This window comes from Haloarchaeobius litoreus (assembly GCF_024495425.1).
Taxonomy (GTDB): Archaea; Halobacteriota; Halobacteria; order Halobacteriales; family Natrialbaceae; genus Haloarchaeobius; species Haloarchaeobius litoreus.
In genome coordinates, this window is record NZ_JANHJR010000001.1 from 452,902 (window position 1) to 473,039 (window position 20,138).

The 20,138-nt window shown below is 61.2% G+C and carries 12 protein-coding genes and 1 tRNA gene; 8 read left to right on the forward strand and 5 right to left on the reverse strand.

What is annotated here, in order from left to right; translation table 11 throughout:
• The first annotated feature begins 642 nt into the window (after positions 1-642).
• Together NOW55_RS02310 and NOW55_RS02315 are read left to right on the forward strand one after the other, a co-directional pair.
• Positions 643-4,137 carry an ATP-binding protein gene (locus NOW55_RS02310; RefSeq protein WP_256398442.1) on the forward strand — a complete coding sequence of 1,165 codons (3,495 nt, stop codon included), beginning with the start codon at positions 643-645 and terminating at the stop codon, positions 4,135-4,137.
• Positions 4,138-4,950: 813 nt separating this feature from the next.
• Positions 4,951-5,628 (forward strand): HAD-IIB family hydrolase, encoded by a 678-nt coding sequence (locus NOW55_RS02315; protein WP_256398443.1) that lies wholly within the window; start codon positions 4,951-4,953, stop codon positions 5,626-5,628.
• A gap of 13 nt (positions 5,629-5,641) precedes the next feature.
• Here the strand turns inward: NOW55_RS02315 and NOW55_RS02320 are convergent, their stop codons facing one another.
• Positions 5,642-5,842 carry a VNG_1110C family protein gene (locus NOW55_RS02320; RefSeq protein ID WP_256398444.1) on the reverse strand — a complete coding sequence of 67 codons (201 nt, stop codon included), beginning with the start codon at positions 5,840-5,842 and terminating at the stop codon, positions 5,642-5,644.
• 121 nt (positions 5,843-5,963) lie between these two features.
• Between NOW55_RS02320 and NOW55_RS02325 the strand changes: the two genes are divergently transcribed.
• The 3 genes from NOW55_RS02325 (at position 5,964) to NOW55_RS02335 (ending at position 11,057) form a co-directional block, all read left to right on the forward strand.
• A complete protein-coding gene (locus NOW55_RS02325; RefSeq protein ID WP_256398445.1) occupies positions 5,964-7,073 on the forward strand; it encodes an OBG GTPase family GTP-binding protein in 1,110 nt (369 codons plus the stop codon).
• A 105-nt stretch (positions 7,074-7,178) separates the two neighbouring features.
• The gene (locus tag NOW55_RS02330; RefSeq protein WP_256398446.1) at positions 7,179-7,937 is read left to right on the forward strand and encodes a VOC family protein; all 759 of its coding nucleotides are present in this window, start codon (positions 7,179-7,181) and stop codon (positions 7,935-7,937) included.
• A gap of 315 nt (positions 7,938-8,252) precedes the next feature.
• Complete coding sequence (locus NOW55_RS02335) at positions 8,253-11,057, forward strand: beta strand repeat-containing protein (protein ID WP_256398447.1); 2,805 nt, start codon at positions 8,253-8,255, stop codon at positions 11,055-11,057.
• A gap of 138 nt (positions 11,058-11,195) precedes the next feature.
• On the opposite strand, the gene dph5 is transcribed toward NOW55_RS02335, so the two are convergent.
• Positions 11,196-11,993, reverse strand: a complete 798-nt coding sequence (gene dph5, locus NOW55_RS02340; RefSeq protein WP_256398449.1) for a diphthine synthase — start codon at positions 11,991-11,993, stop codon at positions 11,196-11,198.
• Positions 11,994-12,087: 94 nt separating this feature from the next.
• Between dph5 and NOW55_RS02345 the strand changes: the two genes are divergently transcribed.
• Both NOW55_RS02345 and NOW55_RS02350 read left to right on the forward strand, forming a co-directional pair.
• A complete protein-coding gene (locus NOW55_RS02345) occupies positions 12,088-13,071 on the forward strand; it encodes a class I SAM-dependent methyltransferase (RefSeq protein WP_256398450.1) in 984 nt (327 codons plus the stop codon).
• A gap of 61 nt (positions 13,072-13,132) precedes the next feature.
• A tRNA-Thr gene (locus tag NOW55_RS02350) sits at positions 13,133-13,207 on the forward strand.
• Between the two features lie 133 nt (positions 13,208-13,340).
• Here NOW55_RS02350 and NOW55_RS02355 read toward each other — a convergent pair.
• Positions 13,341-15,095, reverse strand: a complete 1,755-nt coding sequence (locus NOW55_RS02355) for a DUF262 domain-containing protein (protein ID WP_256398451.1) — start codon at positions 15,093-15,095, stop codon at positions 13,341-13,343.
• A 413-nt stretch (positions 15,096-15,508) separates the two neighbouring features.
• Between NOW55_RS02355 and NOW55_RS02360 the strand changes: the two genes are divergently transcribed.
• On the forward strand, positions 15,509-17,617 hold the full coding sequence (locus NOW55_RS02360) for an ATP-binding protein (protein WP_256398452.1): 2,109 nt from the start codon (positions 15,509-15,511) through the stop codon (positions 17,615-17,617).
• Between the two features lie 66 nt (positions 17,618-17,683).
• On the opposite strand, the gene NOW55_RS02365 is transcribed toward NOW55_RS02360, so the two are convergent.
• On the reverse strand, positions 17,684-18,925 hold the full coding sequence (locus tag NOW55_RS02365; RefSeq protein WP_256398453.1) for a hypothetical protein: 1,242 nt from the start codon (positions 18,923-18,925) through the stop codon (positions 17,684-17,686).
• Positions 18,926-19,013: 88 nt separating this feature from the next.
• Positions 19,014-20,138, reverse strand: a complete 1,125-nt coding sequence (locus NOW55_RS02370; RefSeq protein WP_256398454.1) for an endonuclease/exonuclease/phosphatase family protein — start codon at positions 20,136-20,138, stop codon at positions 19,014-19,016.

The following is a 20,138-nucleotide window of genomic DNA, read 5'->3' on the forward strand; positions in this document are numbered from 1 at the left end:
CGGCCAGACACGTCTGCGCGCTCTCGCTCGCGCCTTCGCGAGCGCCCTTGGGCGCGAGCGAGAGCGCGCCGTAGAGAACGAACAACCAGCACCGCGCGCCGTCCGTCCGGAGCGAGCGTCCAGCGGAGTAACCGTGTGGGGGTGAGCACCCACGGCGCACAACCCTCCGCGGTTACCCGCTGGCGTCGAAACCAGATGCCCGGAACGGGCGCTCGCGGTGCGGGGAGCGCCCGCACGCCCGGAATGGTCGGTCGCGAGCGACGCGGAGGGCGGCACGCGGCGAGCGGGGCGTGCCGTAAAGAGACACCAGTACCATAGTCCGGGTGTTGCCGATCGTTCATTCTCCACGAGCAGATTCTGTTGACTCCCTCGATGGACGACCACCCTCCACTCCGGGCGGGATTGAAAGGGGCCGAGTGGAGGACGAACCCCGGCGAAGCTCCCGTGAGTGAGCGCTAGCGAGTGAACGGGAGGCAGCGAGACGACGGAGGAGTCTCGCCAGCTAAGCACCGCAGCGGAGCGAGGAGCGCAGCGAGCCGCGCGAGTCCTCCGCTCGGGGGCTTTCTGGGTAGTATCGCCCAGCTCTCGGGAAGAATAGCGCCACTTAAATCCTAGATTAGAGAATAGAATTTACAGTAAAATATGGCGAAAGAAGAAGCGAACCCCGACCTTCCGGTTCCCACCGATGACGACCGGACGTACATCAGGATCAGACCGACGGACACCCCGATCAACGCGCAGACGGTTGCCACGCAGCTGTCGCGACTCCACGCTAAACAACTCCCGAAGGCAGATGCCTGGTATCGACGGCCGTTCCAGTCGACGAGACCGACGTACGAAACGCTCCTCGTCAGCGATGGGACGACCGTCACGTACTACGTTGGTGTCGAGAGCGACCTCGCAGACTCCACAGGGCGTCTCCTCCGGAGTCTGTATCCGGACACGTACGAGTTCACCCAGCAGGACTGGGCACCGGACAGAACGCTCCTCGACACCGAGCACCTTGCAGCAGTCGAGTACCTGGGCCAGGTGGAACGGGCGCGTGACTGGCAGACGAAACTCACGGATTTCGAGTCGTTCCTCACGGACGAGCACGCGAGGATCCCGCTCGCGACGATCGTCGAGACGATGGCCGATGCGGAGGTTCCGATGGTGTATCAGGTGTTGTTCCGACCCCGAGCGGAGTGGGCCAGTGAACGTGACGAGCGGGTTCTCGCGTTGAAAGAACAGCACGAGACGATCGGCGACCAGGTCCTGACCGCGGTGTTCGGGCCCCCTGAAGACCCCACGCTCCCGGTTGCTGACGAGGCCAGAGTCGAAGAACTCGGTGAGAGGTTCCCGAGGCGATCGTTCGACGTCACGGCCAGGCTCGCGATTGCCGACGCCAGAAACCAGACGCCGATACAGGCGATCGCTCACGAGCTCGCCGATGCGTTCCGTCACGTGAGCCACACGAGCTACGAGGTCGCAGGCCGCGTCAGGACCGACTCCAAAGCGCAACGAGTCCTGGAGGACATCCGAAACCGGACGGCGCACGAACCGAGTTACAGACGCCTGCGAAAGCGACCGTGGCGTCGCCCGGAGAGTCGAGGCATCGTCATGGACTACCAGGAGCTCGGCGCGCTCACGGTCGTCGACGGCGCGGCGCTCACCGACGCAGGTGACCGTACTGTCGAACCCACACCCGGAGAGCGACAGACGCTGCAACGACCGCCGCCGACGATCCTCGACGAGTACACGACGAGAGGGCTCACGCTCGGCAGGCCGCTCACCGAGGACGCCACAACGGAACCCGACCCCATCGCGCTTCCGGAAGAACTTCAGCCGCTACACGTCGCGTGGTTCGGGAAGACTGGCGCAGGAAAATCCACGGGCCTCACGGCCGGAATCCTTGACAACCATCAGGCGACGGATGGCGCGAGCATCGTCGTCCTCCCGAAGGGAGACGGGATGGCCACGGACTACATGCGGGCGCACTACGCCAAGTACGGCCACCTGAACAACGTGCTGTACTACGACTGTTCGAAGGTCCTCCCCGCGTTCTCGTTCTTCGACATCCGCGACCAGCTCGACGCCGGCATCCCGAGAACGACCGCGGTCGAGGACAGCGTCGACCACTACCTCGAGATCCTCGGACAGGTCATGGGCACCGAACGGTTCGAACGCGCGGTCCGTTCCCCGGACATCATCCGCTACATGGTGAAGGCGCTGTACGACCCGGTGAGCGGTGACGACGCGTTCTCCCATCGAGAGCTGCACGCGGCTGTCCGCCAACTGCACGAACGACAGACTGCACCCGCGGTCTCGGACCCCGATTTAGAGAGGATGCTCGCCGGCGTGACGGCGAACCGCGCCCGGTCGTTCGACGAGATTATGCAGGGCGTGGCGAACCGCATCGAGAAGATTCCCATCGACCAGCGCCTCGCGGCCATCTTCGATCACGTTCCCCAGGACGATGACCCGCACTTCGACCTCGTCGACTACCTCGACGAGAACGTCGTCATCATCCTCGACACGGGCTCCCTCCGTCCAGCCGCTCAGCGCGTGCTCACGCTGCTCGTCCTTTCGAACCTCTGGACGGCGCTCAGGCGTCGGCTGAACAGGAGTGACGGCGACCCACCCCTGGCGAACCTCTACATCGAAGAGGCCGCCAGCGTCGCCGACTCCGAGCTCCTGCAGGAGCTGCTGGCGCAGGCACGGAGTTTCGGCTGTTCGGTCACGCTCGCGATGCAGTTCCCCGCCCAGCTCAAGGAGGATCGACGAATCTACGACGAGCTGCTGAACAACGTCTCCACGGTCGTCACGGGGAACGTCCCCCGGGATCGAGAACTCGCCGCACGACTCGCGACGGACGACATGGATGCGAGAGATGTTGGAAATCGTCTCCGCGCCCTCCAGCGTGGCCAGTGGATGGTGAAGCTGCCCGCGGCATATGGACAGCCCGAACCGCGCCCGTTCACCGTCGAGTCCGTCGCGCCGCCCGCGGGGCACCCTGCCCACGACCACACGCCGAGCCGGTCCGAGGAGTGGGCGTTCCAGGACGCGAAGCTGGACGTCCACGAGCGGACGCTCGATACTGCGGGGCTGGTGCTCGGCTCGCCAAGTGTTCGGATGGGCGACGACGGGGAGACCACAGACGACGCAGAAGATACGGAGTCCGTCGACGACAGCGTGCGCGTCGACTCCGCGCTTCCCTACACCCAGCGCATGCCACCCACGGTCACGTACAAACAGTCGGTCCACGCACTCCAGTGCACCACCTGCGAGAACCGGTACGACCCCGATATTACGGGAATGAAGCGCGCCATCTCGTGCTGTTCCTCGCTCGAGGAGGTCGATAGGGACGATATCCCTGTCTGCAATCTCAACCTGAAGCTCACGCCCGAGGAGCGCGCCGTCTCCGAGTGGTCTACGGAACAGCTGTTGTTCCTTCAGTCCGTCTACAACGCACAGCAGCTTCGGTACGACCCGTTAGAGTACGACTTGCTGTACGATTCGATGATCCGATTGCAGGAGTACGTCGGCATCGACAGCGGGGCCGTCCAGGACCTCATCGACGCGGATCTGCTCCGCAAGGACAGCGAACACCCACATCGTCTGTACTCTGTCTCCCCTGACGGCCGTGACGTCATCGGAGAGAGCTACCGCCAGGGCGTCGACTACGGCCACGGTGCGGGCGACCTCGAAGAGTCCACACTCCACGTCCTCGCCGTCGAAGTCGGCCGGCAGTACCTCGAACAGAACTACGTCGCGAACACCGACTCGCCCGTCACGGAGACCGTCCCCTACTACGACATCGACGAACAACGCCGACTCGACCTCGCCGGCGTCGACGACGACGGCGAGATCGTCGTCGCCCTCGAAGCCGAACGCGTGAACAACGACGTGCTTCGAGCCGCCCCCGAAGACTTCGACAAGATCGCTGACTGCGATGTTGAAGAAGCCATCTGGGTCGTCATGAAACAGTCCGATGCGCACAATATCCTCGGCGTACTCAACGATCCGCCAGAAGGTGAGCCCCGTGTCGAGAAGACGTACTCCACTGGCACTCCACCCCAGCAGTTCCGGATCGATACGCCTGGATTGACCGCGATGTACCCCGTCGAGTGGCTGCGCCACCAGCTCGAAAAGTCATAATCGGCGTTCGGGCCACAGAACCGGCTACAGCGAATCTAGGCTGCACAGCGTTCCCGAAGTGATCTTCATAATCGGCTCAAACGTCCGGTAGAAGACCCCTCCCGTGGATTCCGTGGTGTGATTATGAAGGATGTGAGGGTGACCCCGAGATGACCCGACTTCCCGTATTCGGCCGACTGAGGTACTGAGCCTGCTACTGCCCGAATTCGAAATTCGAATGCAATCGTCAACCCGGATTCCAACCACACAAAACCGCAAGACGCAATCCGATTATGAAGATTTGAGCAGGCTCGATATCCCATCTGTCTCAGAACCCGTGTTTTCTGATACGGCTCAATTTGCAATCTACAGTCCTTCTATCTCCTATATTCCCGTTTCGTTGCACCCCGATATCGGCTTCCTAGATGACCCACACCACCTTCCTCACAACTGTTCTTCCGGATGTTTCACCCGATTATGAAACGCTATTACTGCCTCATATTCTTCCAAAGGCCCTATAACCTGTTCTGCTACCGTTTATGCGATTATGAAAATTGTGGCCTGGGATGGCTCACCCGCCTTCGATGACCGACATCCGAGACCAGACGAATCGGATCGGGATATGCAAACGACTCGAGGAGACCTGATTTGCAGACACCTGCGGCAGTAGGAACCCCACCAATAGTATTGTTCAACCATAACAATACTACTTGCTCCGGTCAAGACGGAGAACCGTGAATCGACGATCGGGAACTAGCCTGAACGCCACTGAAAGATACCCACCCACACAGATCGGAACGTGAGTAATTTACCGTCGGTGCTCCCAGAGACGGTATGACCGACGCTCCGCCGCTCGTCCTCGACATCGACGGCACGCTCACGCGGCCCGAGGGCGGCATCGACCCGCGCGTCTTCGAGCCGGTGCGTGACTGGCCAGCGCCCGTCGTGCTGGCGACGGGGAAGGCGTTCCCGTACCCCGTCGCGCTCTGTACGTTCATCCCTATCGAGGAGCGCGTCATCGCCGAGAACGGCGGTATCGCCCACGTGAACGACGAGGTGCTGGTCCACGGGGACCGACAGCGCACGACCGCCGCCATCGAGGCGTTCCAGGACGCCGGCGGCGACCTCGGCTGGGGCGACGTCGACCTCGTGAACCGCTGGCGCGAGACCGAGGTGGCCATCCGCCTCGACGCGGACGAGGAGCTGCTCCGCGAGGTCGCCGCCGAGCACGGGCTCGAAGTCGTCGATACCGGTTACGCGTTCCACCTCAAACAGCCGGATATGTCGAAGGGACTGATGCTCGAACGCGTCGCCGAGCGCATGGGGTACGAGCCGTCGGCGTTCGTGGCCATCGGCGACTCGGAGAACGACGTGTCCACGTTCGAGCGTGCCGGGCGGAGCTTCGCGCCGGCGAACGCCGACGAGCGTGCGCTGGCGGCTGCCGACGTGGTGCTGGAGGGCGCCCACGCCGACGGGACGCTCGACACGCTCGCTCGACTCCGGGCGGAGTGAGACGGTGGCCAACTCAGGCGACGGGGACGCCCTGTCGGACGAGGAACTCGGTCGCGCGGTCGATCTCGACCGGGCTACCGACGAACCGGTAGGCGCCGTCCGCCTCGCGCATCGTGAGGACGAACCGCTCGTCCAGCTCCCGTCGCAACTCGGGCGACGTTCCTGCTGGCAGGACGATCTGCGTGCTGTCGCGTAACTGCGCCGGGTTTGGCATCCTCTGTGCTGGCGTTTCTTTCGGATTAGTATGAACATGCCGAAACCGAGCAGCCGTGGGGACCACCGCCAGCGGGCCGGAGTGGACAGGTTTTTCGGCACCGACGGCCGAGAGTGGAACGATGGGGCTCGAAGAGGAGATCGAGGCGATCGAGGAGGAGATAGCCACCACGCCTTACAACAAGTCCACCGAGGCCCACATCGGGCGGCTGAAGTCGAAGCTCGCCCAGAAGAAGGAGAAGCTGGAGAACCAGTCCGGCAGCGGCGGCGGGCAGGGCTACGCGGTCGAGAAGCACGGCGACGCCTCGGTCGCGCTGGTCGGCTTCCCCAGCGTCGGCAAGTCGACGCTCATCAACGCGATGACGAACGCCGACTCGGAGACCGGCGAGTACGAGTTCACGACGCTGACCGTCAACCCGGGGATGGTCGACATCAACGGCGCGCACATCCAGTTGCTCGACGTGCCCGGTCTCATCGAGGGTGCGGCGGACGGCCGCGGTGGCGGGAAGGAGGTCCTCTCGGTCGTTCGAAGCGCCGACCTGCTCGTGTTCATGCTCTCCGTGTTCGAGATCGACCAGTACGACCGGCTCAGCAAGGAGTTGTACAAAAACAAGATCCGGATCGACCAGACGGAACCCCGCGTCACCATCCGCAAGAAGATCAAAGACGGCATCAAGGTGACGTCGACGGTCGACCAGCCGATGGACGACGACACCATCAAGCAGGTCCTGCGCGAACACGGCTACGTCAACGCCGACATCAACCTCGGCGAGGAACTCGACATCGACCGGCTCATCGACGGCATCATGGACAACCGGGTGTACACGCCCTCCATCGTCGTCGTCAACAAGGCCGACCTCATCGACCCCTCCTACAAGGAGCAGGTCGACGAGGAACTGCGAAAACGGGACATCGACCCCGAGGAGGCGACGTTCATCTCCGCGGTCGAGGAGAAGGGCCTCGACGCGCTGAAAGAGCGCATCTGGAACAATCTCGGACTCATCCGCGTCTACATGGACAAGCCCGGGCGCGGCGTCGACTGGGAGGAGCCGCTGGTCGTCTCCGAGGGGGCGACCATCGAGGACGCGCTCTCGAAGCTCGGCGGCGACTTCGAGGAGCGGTTCCGGTTCGCGCGCATCCGCGGGCCGAGCGCGAAACACGACGGCCAGCAGGTCGGCGAGGACCACGTCCTGGAGGACGAGGACGTGCTGAAGCTCGTTCTGCGGAAGTAATTCGGCTTCTCCCGCGTGTGCGGGCACGGGAATCGACGGTCGCTACAGCCTGACTGAGGTTCCGCATCCGCTACTGGTTTCAACCGGCTGGGCGTACATTCGTCCATGCAGGCGACACTCGACCACACCATGATGCGCGTCGAGGACCTCGACGCCAGTCTCGACTGGTACACCACACACCTCGACTACGAGGAGAAGGGTCGCTGGGAGGCCGACACGTTCACCAACGTCTTCCTCGGGCCCGAGGACGTCCACGAGGAAGGTGCGCTCCTCGAACTCACCTACAACCACGACGGCCGGAGCTACGACCACGGTGACGCCTGGGGCCACATCGCCGTCCGCGTCGAGGACGTCTACGACGCCTACGAGGAGCTCATGGACGAGGGCGTCGAGGACTACCGCGACCCCGACTCCTGTGGCGGCTCGTACGCGTTCGTCCGCGACTCCGACGGCCACGAGGTCGAGATCGTCGAGCGCGACCACGGCGCGAAGTGGAGCCTCGACCACACGATGCTCCGCGTCGAGGACGCCGACGCCGCCATCGGCTGGTTCGCCCGGAAGCTCGAGTACGACCTGTTCCGGCGCTCGGAGCACGACGACTTCGCGCTCTACTTCCTCAAGCCCGAGGGCGCCGCCGACGAAGCGATGAGCGTCGAACTCACCTACAACTACGACGGCCGGAGCTACGACGTGGGCGACGCCTGGGGCCACGTCGCAGTCCGCTGTGACGACCTCCACGAGACGTGGGACACGCTGATGGCGCGTGGCGCCGAGGACTACCGCGACCCCGCGTCCTGCAACGACCGCTACGCGTTCACCAAGACGCCCGACGGACAGGAAGTCGAAGTCGTCACGCGTGACTGAGACCGCGCGAACCGGCGATTTCCGTCCTCTATCGTCCGTCGAATTGATTGTGAGCCGGGCTGGTTCGGATGTTCACTTAAGTACTTTCTGCGGAAGCGTTCCGGAGAAACGAGACGACGATTTCCCGCTCAGATAGGGTCTGAGAGGGTGTGTGAACCGTTGTCAACTGGTCGGTTCACCACAAAGCATTTATAACAATGGTTCGTGCGTTTGTGATGTACCCCTACCCACGGTGACAGTACTGACTACCGGTCGCGTCCCCCCACAGACTGCGACCGAGAAAGGTGCTCGATCCAAGCAGAACCCAAACAAACTATGACAGGAACCAAAAACAAGGTCCGTGGCCTCTTCCTGGCCGCGCTGATGATTACGTCCGTTTTCGCGGGCGTCGTCGCGTTCTCAGGAAGTGTGGCTGCGGCAGCGAACGACGATGTCACCGCCGGTGACGTTACAACCCCGGCCGGTGCAGCTCACAACCTGAGCAACCACGAAGTTGGAGAAACAGTATCGCACACATTCACTTTCGACGTGACGGTCGCTGAGGACACACCGTACAACAATGTAACGGTCGACCTCAGCGAAACTGTTCAGGATGCAGGCTTTGCTCTGGACAGCTACACCGTTTCGAAGGCCTCCGGCTCGGCTGACCTCACGGTCACTGACGAAGGCCTGAGTGGCACCGACCTCATGGTCGGTGTCGAGGACACTAACAACGGTAGCGGCGGCGACAAGACCGCGACCGTCCAGGTCGACGCGACTCTCGAGGTCACTGATGACACTACCAGTGAGTCCCGCGTCGATCACAACATCGAAGATTCCTTCGGTAACTCGGCAACGGTCTCGTACAAGACCTACTACGAGGGATCGACCCACGTGGTTGAAACCGTCGGGTTCATCGAGGACACTGAAGTGTACGCTGGCGAGACTATCACGGTCAACACGACCGGCGAGAACACGGGCGTTGCTGTCTGGGCGCTCGACAGTGACGGCACGCGCGACACCCGAGTCGCGAACAAGGACACCCTGTTCTCGAACGTCGTCAACATCGATACGAGCGGCTACGACGCCGGTACGACGTATCAGGTCGTAATCGGCGGAGCGACCCCGGCCAACTCGTACAACTTCAGCATCTTCAACCTCAACCTTAACGTCGACTCTCCCGCAAACGTGACTCTCAACGAGGGGGTTTCGGTCGACGTTACGTCGGACAACCCCGGTGGCGCCTACGCCGCCTACCTGTTCGACGCGAGTGACGACGACTCGCCCATCCAGACCACGTCGGGTACCTTCGACGGGGATGGCAATGCTGACGTCAGCTTCGGCGTGAGCCAGACCGGCGAGTACTACGTCGTCGTCGAGCAGACCGCGACTGGTATCACCGCCACATCCGACACGATCAACGTGACCGAGGGTGAGACCGGTAGTGCGAGCTTCGCCAGCAACCTGTTCACGCAGCAGATTGGCGACGTCTCGACCTTCACCGTCGACCTCGACGCGACCAGCACTGCTCGCGTCGCCGTCGGTAGCTCCGGAGCGGGCTACCAGGCCAACCTCACCGTCTCCGACGAGGACGGCGACGGTCAGGTCATGGTGAACATCAACACCTTCGCCATGGGCGACGGTGACGCCACCACGACCTACTCCGCAGTCGGCGACGACCAGATCACCGACTACGGTACCGGTAGCGCCGAGACGAACCTCCGTCCCGGCCTCATCGACACCGGTACGTACGACATCCAGACCATCGCGGGCACCGGCTCCTACGACTTCAACTCGCAGGCAGTCGCGACCCTCGACATCGGCGACCGCAGCACGAACGAGCTCAACATCTGGACCGCACCGGCAGCCGCTGACCTCTCCGGCGCGACCGCAGGTGAGGTCATCGACGCCGCGGACGCAGGCACCGTCACTCAGGACGACACCATCGCCCTGGGCGACTACCTGATCCACGAGTTCGACGCAGAGGGCCTCTCCGGCGCTCTCGCATCGAACGGTCAGGCAGGCAACGCGACGGACCAGTTCTTCGGTCTTGCAGGGACCGACAACCTGTCCGTCCTCGTTGCACAGACGAACCCTGATCAGAACAAGGACCCCAAGGTCCTCAACATCGCACCGAGCAACACGGAAGTCATCGCTGACGCGGAGAACGACACGTACTACCTCGTGACCGACACGAGCAGCCTGACGGCAACCCGTCTCCCGGTTGGTACGTCCGCTTCGCCCGCAGACGGCGACAACTTCCTTGCGAACGTCTCCGTCGGTCCGGACAGCTACCTCGCACTCGAGACCGAGACGCAGACCGCGCAGTTCGGTATGGAAGCGCGTGACGGATCTGTCGATCTCGGTGAGGGCGACGTCGTCCGCGTCGAGTCTGCCGAGAACCAGACCATCTCTGGTTCCTCGACTCTCGCGGCGGGCTCCCAGCTGACCATCCGCGTGCAGGGCACGGACGAGGGCGTCTCGTTCCTGAAGCCGACGTCCGCGACGGTCCAGGAGGACGGCTCCTGGTCCACGTCCGTCGACTTCAGTGACGTCTCCGCCAACAGCACGTTCACCGTCACCGTCCGCTCGGGCGGCCAGACGCTGGCCAGCCCCGACGGCATCGTCGGCGAGGCCGCCGCACCGGCCGCGTTCGAGGTCTCTGACCTCAGCGCACCCGGTACGGCAACCGTCGGTGACGAAGTGACCGCCACGGCCACCGTCGCGAACACCGGTGGCGAGGAAGGCACGACGACTGTCGAATTCACCTTCGGCGGTGACGTCGTCGACTCTCAGGAGGTCACGCTCGCACCCGGCGAGTCCACCACGGTCGAATTCAGCATCACGGCTGACGTCGACGCAGGTACCTACACGCACGGTATCTCCGCCGGCGACTCCAGCCAGACCGCTGAGATAACGATCAACGCAGGCACGGCGACGCCGACGCAGACGGCAACGCCGACGGCAACGCAGACGGCGACGCCGACGGCAACCGCGACTGCGACGCCGACGGACGCACCGACTGACGACCCGACCGAGACTGACGACGGCGATGACGGTGGTCAGCCCGGCTTCGGCATCGGTGTCGCACTCGTCGCTCTGATGGGCGCAGCGCTCCTCGCGCTCCGCCGTCAGAACTAAACTAGCTAACTAACCGGACTTCGTCCGGTCCTTCGCGGTACTTCGCTTTCTTTCGGACGCAACTTCGATCAGCGACAGCAGTCGATTCTCGCGAGTGTCGCGACTCGTCAGGTCGTCCGATTGGAGAAGGAGTCTGTTTCAGTACTCGACCAGTTCGGCGGGCGCGCCGCCGAGTTCGCGGAGCGCGTCGCTCTCGATGGGGTGGAGGTCACCGGGAATCACGAGCAGGTGCAGCGGGTCGCCGAACTCGCGGTCGGCGAGCGCCGAGAGGCGGTCCGCGGCGACGAGCGGTTCGGGGCTCCCGGCACGAGCGACGACGACGCCGAGCGTGTCGGGCAGGTGTTCGGCGAGCTGGCCTGCGGCGTGGTCGGCGGTCATGTACTCCTCGTGTTCCGGGTCGTCGCCGTCTGGACCGCGGCCGACCTTGATGTCGAGGTAGACGACGGTGTGGAGGCCGCGCTCGCGGTTGTCCGCGACGGTGTCGAGGACGCTTTGCGGGACCCCGTCGCCGCCGTGGGCGTACGCGAACGGGAGCGTGGTCGCCTTGCCGAAGCGGTAGTTCTGGAGGCCGGTCAGCGAGCTGGTCGCGGTCTGGGCGGTCGTCCCGTGGATGACCCGTGTCTCGATGCCGCGCTCGTGGGCCCGGAGTCGGAGATCGACGTGGGTCGTCGAGATCATCGTATCGCCAGCGGTGAGGAAGGCGACGTCCCGGTCCTCGGCGGCGTCGAGGATGTCCTCGGGGTGCTGTTCGACGCCGGCGCGGTCGCGCACCTCGATGTCGACGTCGTGGTAGTCAGCGACGTCCTCGATGGACGCCCCGACGAGCTTGCTGGTGTACAGTTCCGCGTAGGCCGCGTCGGCGGCCCGGAGCGCCGCCTGCCCCTCGACCGTGATGGAGCGTTCGTCGTACAGGCCGAGGCCGATGAACGTGAGCATACCAGTGTTCGGGGTGCCGGGCCGATAAGTTGGGCGTGTTCGCCCCGACCAGGGAAAGCGAAGGCGTTAGGACGGCCGCGGGGTACGTTCGACCATGGACGTCCCCTGCGTGCGCGTCGAGCAGTCAGAGGGCGAGGCGACCCGGCAGGTCCTCGTCGAGGTCGGCGTGCTCGACGACGAGTACGCCATCACCGGCGACGACGGCTGGCTCTACCTCCCGGTGACCGACACCGACGCGGTCCCAGGGGAGCTGACGGTCGTGACCCACGACGCACCGGCGCGGCGCACACCGACGACGCCCGCCGATATCCTCGGTGACGACCCGAGCTACGAGCGCCTCGGCGACGTCGCCATCGTGGACGAGGACGACCCGGAGCGGGCCCAGGAGATCGCCCGGGCCATCGTCGACTCCGACCTGCCCGTCGAGACGGTCGTCGACCGCGCGTCCGAGATCCAGGGCGAGCTCCGGGTGCGCGACTGGACCGTGCTCGTCGGCGACGACACCGAGACCGTGCACCGCGAGTACGGCCACGAGTTCGCGCTCGACCTCGACGCGGTGTACTTCTCGCCGCGGCTCGCGACGGAGCGCCACCGGGTCGTCGAGCAGGTCCAGTCCGGCGAGCACGTCTTCGACATGTTCGCCGGGGTCGGCCCGTTCGCGATTCCGGCCGCGGCGCGCGGGGCCGAGGTCGTGGCGGTCGACCTGAACGAGACGGCCGTCGAGTACCTGCGCGAGAACGCCCGTCGGAACGACGTGACGGACCGGCTGACGGCCATCCACGGCGACGTCCGGGACGTGGGCGACGACTACCACGACTGGGCCGACCGCATCGTGATGAACCTCCCCCACAGCGCCCAGGAGTTCCTCGACACTGCGGTCGCCGTCGCCGGCGACGACTGTGTGCTCCACTACTACGACATCCAGCACGAGGACGACCGCTTCGGTCCGGGTGAGCGTGCGATTCGAGCGGCCGCAGAACCCGAGTACGAGGTGACCGTCGAGGAGCGCCACACCGTCCGCTCGTACGCACCCCACGAGTACAACGTCTGCCTGGACGTTCGCCTGACGCGACGGTGACAGCCGGGGCGATTCGCAACCCTTATTGTACTCATCGGACAACGAGAGAATGCGCACCAGCGCCGGTGTAGCTCAGACTGGCTAGAGCGATTCCTTCGTAAGGAATAGGCCGAGGGTTCAAATCCCCCCACCGGCTTACTGAAAAAGGGTTCAGAACCTTCTTGCGATTCTGTTACTTAAATGGTGCTCTGCGGAATCGATCGTCTCTGGCGGTATCAAAATACCGAATAGACGAACGAGTGAGATCGACTGGCGGCCGACTTAGGTGGCTAGAACCACCAGACGTCGGCAGCGACGTCGGCCATCCCCCGAGAGCGCTCCCGGATGTTCTCGAGCGACCACTCCGAGTCGTAGTCAGCGGCGAGTTGCGCCGTCATCGCGTAGTCCGGGTGGCCATCGTAGTACTTGTCGCGCTTCTCGATGTACGGGTCGGTCCCTGCCCGGTAGTTCGCCGGAGCGTCGAGTAGCGTGAGGTTCCCGATGCGGTCTCGGAGGTGCTCGAACTCCTCCTCCATCCCGTCGAGCCGGTGGGCCCAACGTGCGTACTTAAGACAGCGGTATGCACCGTGCGGGGCGATGTGGTCTGGCTCTCCGAGTAGCGGCCCGCCGAACCCGTCGTGCCGGGTCCGCGGGGGACGGAAGTGTTCGTGCTCGAGCACCGCGAGGACGTAGCGACTCTTTTCGCCGCGACCCCAGTCGGTCCGCTCGAACTCTTCGCGGAACGCCGCCTGGTTCGGCAGCTTCTCCTGCAGGATGTCCGTCGCGGCGTCGACGACGTCCGACTGGTCGAAGGCGCTCGTGATCCCGCTTGCGCCGTGGAGCACCTTCAGGTACTGCCGGATCTCCTGGGGCGTCTTCTTGCCGGTCACCCGGCGCGTGAACGCGAGCTTCTCGCCGAGCGCTGCGAGTTCACGCACTTCGTCGGCCGGGCGGTCCCGCACCATCGCGCCCAGCATTAGGATGCGGGGCGGAGTGGCGTTGATGCGGTTGTAGTTCTCCGCGTGCCGGGATAGTTCATCGTCGACACGCTGGACGCCCGCATAGTCGATGTTGGCCGTGACGATGTCGGTGTACATCTCGGCGAGGTCGGCCAGGTGAGCGACCCAGTCTTCGAGGTCGATGCCCGCACTCGGCAGTTCGTCGGTAACGATGGTCCAGATGCGGGCCTGCAGGTCCTGCTTCGTCAGCTTCTGACGTGTCTCGACCATGTTGTCCGCCATGATTGAGTCCCGGACTGCGGCCTCCACGTCGATGTCCTGGGTTGCCCGCCGGAGCCGGTTCCACTCATCTTGGACGCGGTCGAAGTCGACCGAGGGATCGTCCTTCGCGAGTTGGACGATGTCGCTCCAGGCGAGGTCCAGCGAGGTCAGCTGCTTCCGGCGCTTGCCGCTGTTGACCGAGCCGAACACCTCGTTCGCGTCCTGGTCGGTTCCGAGCTGGGTGACCGACACGATGTGCTGGCGGAACAGCTTGTCGTAGAGGTCTTCGGCGTCGGCGAGGTCATCGACGCGCCGGTCGACCTCCTCGACGATGGCGTCCGCCATCTCGTTGAGGTTCGGCCTGTCGACGTCGGCGTGGATGTCCGCGACCAGCTTCTCGAACGCGCCGTCGTCGAGCTCTCCGAGCCGGAGCATCCGTTGGTGACCGGTCCGCGAGGGACACTGCAGGAGGTCACGTCGGATGGTGTCCGCGCGTGCCTGGGCGCCCAGCTCCTCGAACTTCTTGGCCAGTGCGGCCGCCGCCAGGTTGCCCCAGCAGAGTCGCTGCTGGCCATCCGTACACCAGACCGTCGCGGAGCGCGCCCCGTTGGTGTCCTCGAGGTCCAGCAGGACGCCACCGAAGAACCGGGTGTTGTTCGTTAGCGATGCCGCGTCGTCGAACACCTGCTGAGCGATGTCGGCGTCCCAGACGATGGGACGCTGGTAGTCGGGCACCTGTAGCGGTACCCGCATCGCGAGCAGGTCTTCTAGGGTGTTCACCTCGACGGAGACGTCGTGGCGAACACCACCTTGTGTTACAGTCATGATTGGTCTCTCCGGGTCAGCGGGGGCGAGACCATGGGACAGAAAAACTGAAGGACTCAGCCGACCTATCTCGACTAAGCCCCAGATTCACTGTTCCTGGGGTGACCCTCCGGGCTACCACTTGGACCACGTCGGTCAGGCCCGAGGGGCTGACACCGAGGGGCGCTGCAACGCCCCTCTTGGTCTCTATCGACCAGGTCTGTCCTGGTCTTCGCCGACCCATTCTAACCACGTCGCTACGTCACCAAAAGTCCACCGGTTGAGGACGTAGTGAATCTCGCCACCATCCGGGAACGAGGGCGAACCCAGAGACCAATGTTCGGCTGTCTGGATTTCCACCGTAGAAAATTTTGGTACGGTTTTACTGTGTTCTTCTCGTAATGATTATCACCGTGGAGTTTCCAATAGTCAGTATGCTACCCGACAACGGGGACTCCACCGAGATCTCTACTATTGACGTCGCTCCGTCGGGACGAATCGTCGAAACCCTTGCCCGCCGAGAGGCCATCCCCAGCGTCAAGGAGCAGGTCGATAATGCCATCGACGCCGCGCGCAGGCACAATTACCTCATCGAGCAACAGTCCGAGAGCGTCGGAGAGAAGATTACAGACGCACGGATTGAGATCGAGTTCCCCACTACTGACGACGAGGAACAAGATGACGCCGGTGAGGAACAGGCCGAAGTCGGTGAGGAAAGTGATGAATCACAAGACCGTGATAATCAACCCGAAGAAGAGCCCTACATAGAAATTTGGGATAACTGTGGGGGTCTCTCCGAGGACCGGCACGCGATTGTTCTCCGGCCCGGAACGTCTGCGAGCGAGGAGACTGAAGACCTCCCGCAACTTCCTGATGCGATTGGATGGGCGGGCGTCGGCGCCATCAGAGGTGCGATGTCACTCGGACATACCGTCACCTTTGCAAGCCGCCGCGAAGGCGAGGAGATGGGCCACAAGGCGACGGTAACGCTCGACAACTACACGAGCGACGAGACGGAAGTCCCACTAGAACCCTATGAGATGGAGGAGGGAACCTCGTTCATCCGAATTGAGGACCTCACCATCGACCTCGAGGAGGACTTCGGTGAAGACGGAACCGAACTCATCGAGGAACTCGCGTCGACGTATTCGCTTTTCCTTGGCGGTGAATTCCCCGGAGTCAGAGAAGAGGACGACCTCGAGCCCGACATCGATCTCGACCTGTACGTCAATGATACTCTGGTGAACGACCAGGTCGAGGCCAAAGACTACGACTGGGCCTTCGTCTCGATGGATAATCTCCACCCGCGTACGATCCGGGGATACGAGGTCACCCCCGAGAAGTTCGATGGCATCTCGGAGAGACTACGGGTCGATTTCACCGCTGGCCTTCTCCGATCGAAAGACAGCAGCAAGATGGGGCTGACCCTCTACGCGAACCGCCGGAAAATCCTCGACGCTGAAACCGAGCAAGGTTTGAGCCGACAGTTCAATTTCAACTCATTTAATCCGGTCACCCAAGGTCGGCTGTGTATTCTCGTGTCGATCAGAAGCGTCGAGGAGCCGTCCGACATCCCGACCACTGACGAGAAAGACACTCTCAACTTCGATTACACTGCGACCAAGGAGATTCTGAAAGCAGTCGGTCGGCTGGGAGTGGAGTATCAGCGCCATTCGATGAGTAAAAAACTCCCCGGCCCAATCACCAAAGCGTATCCTCGCCGCCACCCGCAGGCGAGTAACGGTGGTGAAATCGAAGATCATGATTACTCAAGCGATCCGGACGATCCGGAGGACGTCGGTCGGAAGAACATCACCAATAAACCAGGACGGCCAGGATCGGGACGATACAATGATTTCCCGGAATACCCGCGGGTTCGAGATACTATCAAAACGCACGCGAAGTTGGGAATCTGGTGCCCGTCGGTTCTCGCTCCCGAATTCCGTCCTGCCTATGTAGGGATCACCGAAGAGATAAGCGAAGAATATGATCTCGAACCCACGGAAGGATACTACGAGAATCAGTTCAGGGAATTCCATGAAGAGGCCTACTGGCTCGAAGAGCCAATCGAAGTTGTTGATGGTCCGGATGAAGAATACGATACGGAAACAAGAGTAGAGTACCTCACCGAACTGGCGCGCCTACACGCACGCGAAGGCATTTACTACACCGGGCTGCCGGAATTTGAGGAACCGTTCTACGAAGAACAACTTGTGACGGCAGGTGCGTCTCTTGATGAACTCCAAGAAGTCGATGAGTTGACGGATGAACTCCAACCTGAGTCACCTGAAGAGCCCGACGAATCCGATGAGGAAGAAGGGGCAGAGACAGAGCGAGCAGGTGTGCTCTCGACGACGACGATTACAAATACTCTAACTGCAGAGCAAAAGGACAGAATCGAAGATCAGCATCTTCCTCCAGGTTACGACTCTCTGGATGAGGTCGACGAGGAAGCGATCGCTCATGTTCTCAAATCCGTACTCGAAGAAGCCGAGGAAGCAGAGGAGAAGCTCAAAAACATCCAGAATATGATACAGACGTAGCCCACCCACAAAATTTTGCTCAGGGGTAATCGTACAGCCCGCTATACCAGCTCTTCATGGGTATCTTCATTCCTCATTATAGCCCGGATAGAACAACTCCCTGTTTTCTACCCACGAAAATTGGAACGCGAGTTCTAGGTGGTCGAGGATCTTCTTTACAAAGCCTGTTTTCTCCTCTTGATAGTTGATCCTCTTACCAAATAACAGTCGCTTGTATCCGTCATCTGCACTGAGGCGGTTATCCGTCAGTATCTCTTCAATCTCCTCCGGATTATGGTGCTCATTCGAGATTCCCCAGCTGTTCCAGAACGAGAACAGTGACAGATCATACTCTCGAGCTAACGAAACGAATTTCTCACTCGATTCAATTAGAACCTGTCTATGCTGCTCATTTTTATTTGGCCGAAGATGGATCCCGACCTCGATTACGGGCTTGAATAGATGAAGATGGACACCAGGATACGTCGAAGAAGTCCCGCGGCCTTCTGGATGATCGCTAAACCCTTCCGGGACAAATGAGACCATTATATTCTCAGGCGCAAGTGGGTTGTACGAGTTGGTAAGGGTACCAAGGGATTTGCTCCCGCCCCAATGATAGATTTCCATTCGGCCTGACGAATAGCGTTCAAGACCAACTTCAGGAGCTAAGCGATCTAAGTCTTGTATGAGTCCAATCAGTTGATCTTGCTGTTCCTTGAAGCGCTCAATCTCCTCCTCGCTGAACTCAAGAAGCCTTGAGAACTGCTCACCGTATCCTTCGTTGGAAAGTGCCTGTTCTAATTGACTAACAAGTGGTTCGTGCTGCGGCTGAATGTGGTCAGGTTCTAATTCTTTCACTCGGGAAAGGAATTCGTCCCAGCTGAACCATACAATGTCGATATCCAGATCCTCGTCTTGAAGACGCCCTCTGACGTCCGCAACTATGCTTGGCTCTCTGCTGTGGTCGGTAATGATGATAAGGGAAACATCCTCATCCGTCGCAACCCGACAAAGTTCCACTGCCTCATTATACAGCTGCTTTGCGCTGAGGGAGGATCCTTTTTTTGACTCATATCCAATCAGGTACTTGTCCTCATCACGGAATACCCAATCAAGTTCCCACTCCGACTGAGAGTCAATTTTTTCTTGGACTGCTATGAGTTCAGTGTCCCCACTAAGTACGAGTTCTCCGTCGAAGTCAGGTTGATGTAGGCCGTTCAAAACCTCAGGACCATAACGAAGCGACTCGCCAAGTATTCCCGCAACTAAGTCATTCTGAGCAACTTCACTACCTTCTATAGAACGAAGGTATTGAGGAGGTCGTCCCATGATACCCCTGGCTTTGGGACCTCCGAATATAAAACTGAGACAGGGCAGATAGCACGTCGGGGAAAGATGGAGGCCGAAGTATCCTTTATTACTCGGTCTGTTGTTTAACGCACCACTCGTACAGCTCTTCTTGGAGTTCTTCTGAAGTCTCGCCGAACAGCTTGCCGAGTCGCCAACCAAGATTCTCCCACGTCAGTTGGTTCAATACCTCATCATCCATCCCATCTCCATCGATAGCCTTGTTCCAGCCTACTTTGAAACGCCCACGGCGATAATTAGCATCAGGATCGTCCATTCGAACATCCTCATCGTAATCCAGAGGATTCTGCGACGTAGATGGGGTTGACGAATCCTCACTCTCACCTGCAGGAGATGTGTAGGTACTACGTTCTATCTCGTCGGCATCCTCGTGTAGGCCATCTTTCGGCGTGAATACGACCTCAAGCGGCGTATGGTCCGAGAGATCATCATACTCGTGGAGGTAGGCCGCTTCCGTCGCGTTGAGCTGTTCGCTCGCAAAAACGTGATCAAACCGTCGGGGGAATTCGTTACCGCGATTTTTCGCTACCCAACTGTATGCATCATCACCATAGCCGTTGACGTCGCGATAGGCATCAGTGAGGTCGTAGTCCGCTAAGTCTACCATGACACTCCGTTCAGATGAAATCCAATCCTCATCACTCCCCCAGACAGTCACTTCTCCATCGTAACTTTCCTCCTTTGGAGAGTTGAAGTCACCACAGAGGAACCGGTAGTCCGGTGGATTTTCTTGTGCGAGCCGTTCGTAAATTGCATCGAACATCTCGGTCTTTTCTTCCCCAAACTGGCTCCCTGGGAGTACATGAACAGTGTGACCTTCCATGCGACCAAACGGTGTGAAGAATTCCGCGGAGAGGGCCTGATGCTTGTATGGCATCTCGAACGTTTCAGGAGGGAGAACGCGAAACGGCCAGCGACTTGCGAATGCACATCCAGAACTGTTTCCTGGGTCATCAAAACGGAGATCATGACTATGAGCAGTGTATTCAAATCCGTGCTCCCGAAGAATCTGGTGTGGTTGGCGGCTAGCTTTCACACCTACTTCCTGTAAGGCGATGATATCGGGAGATCGTTTCTGGATAGATTCCAGCTGGTTTTTGAAACGAGTAATCGAAGCACGCTCCAAATTCCATGTAATGAGCTTCAATTGATTATCGGAAGTACGATTACTCAT

What these genes read in the sequence shown, in the direction of transcription:
- NOW55_RS02310 (WP_256398442.1), top strand. Translation starts at nt 643, where the DNA reads ATGGCGAAAGAAGAAGCGAACCCCGACCTTCCGGTTCCCACCGATGAC.
- NOW55_RS02315 (WP_256398443.1), top strand. Translation starts at nt 4,951, where the DNA reads ATGACCGACGCTCCGCCGCTCGTCCTCGACATCGACGGCACGCTCACG.
- NOW55_RS02320 (WP_256398444.1), bottom strand. Translation starts at nt 5,842, where the DNA reads ATGCCAAACCCGGCGCAGTTACGCGACAGCACGCAGATCGTCCTGCCA.
- NOW55_RS02325 (WP_256398445.1), top strand. Translation starts at nt 5,964, where the DNA reads ATGGGGCTCGAAGAGGAGATCGAGGCGATCGAGGAGGAGATAGCCACC.
- NOW55_RS02330 (WP_256398446.1), top strand. Translation starts at nt 7,179, where the DNA reads ATGCAGGCGACACTCGACCACACCATGATGCGCGTCGAGGACCTCGAC.
- NOW55_RS02335 (WP_256398447.1), top strand. Translation starts at nt 8,253, where the DNA reads ATGACAGGAACCAAAAACAAGGTCCGTGGCCTCTTCCTGGCCGCGCTG.
- dph5 (WP_256398449.1), bottom strand. Translation starts at nt 11,993, where the DNA reads ATGCTCACGTTCATCGGCCTCGGCCTGTACGACGAACGCTCCATCACG.
- NOW55_RS02345 (WP_256398450.1), top strand. Translation starts at nt 12,088, where the DNA reads ATGGACGTCCCCTGCGTGCGCGTCGAGCAGTCAGAGGGCGAGGCGACC.
- NOW55_RS02355 (WP_256398451.1), bottom strand. Translation starts at nt 15,095, where the DNA reads ATGACTGTAACACAAGGTGGTGTTCGCCACGACGTCTCCGTCGAGGTG.
- NOW55_RS02360 (WP_256398452.1), top strand. Translation starts at nt 15,509, where the DNA reads ATGCTACCCGACAACGGGGACTCCACCGAGATCTCTACTATTGACGTC.
- NOW55_RS02365 (WP_256398453.1), bottom strand. Translation starts at nt 18,925, where the DNA reads ATGGGACGACCTCCTCAATACCTTCGTTCTATAGAAGGTAGTGAAGTT.
- NOW55_RS02370 (WP_256398454.1), bottom strand. Translation starts at nt 20,138, where the DNA reads ATGAGTAATCGTACTTCCGATAATCAATTGAAGCTCATTACATGGAAT.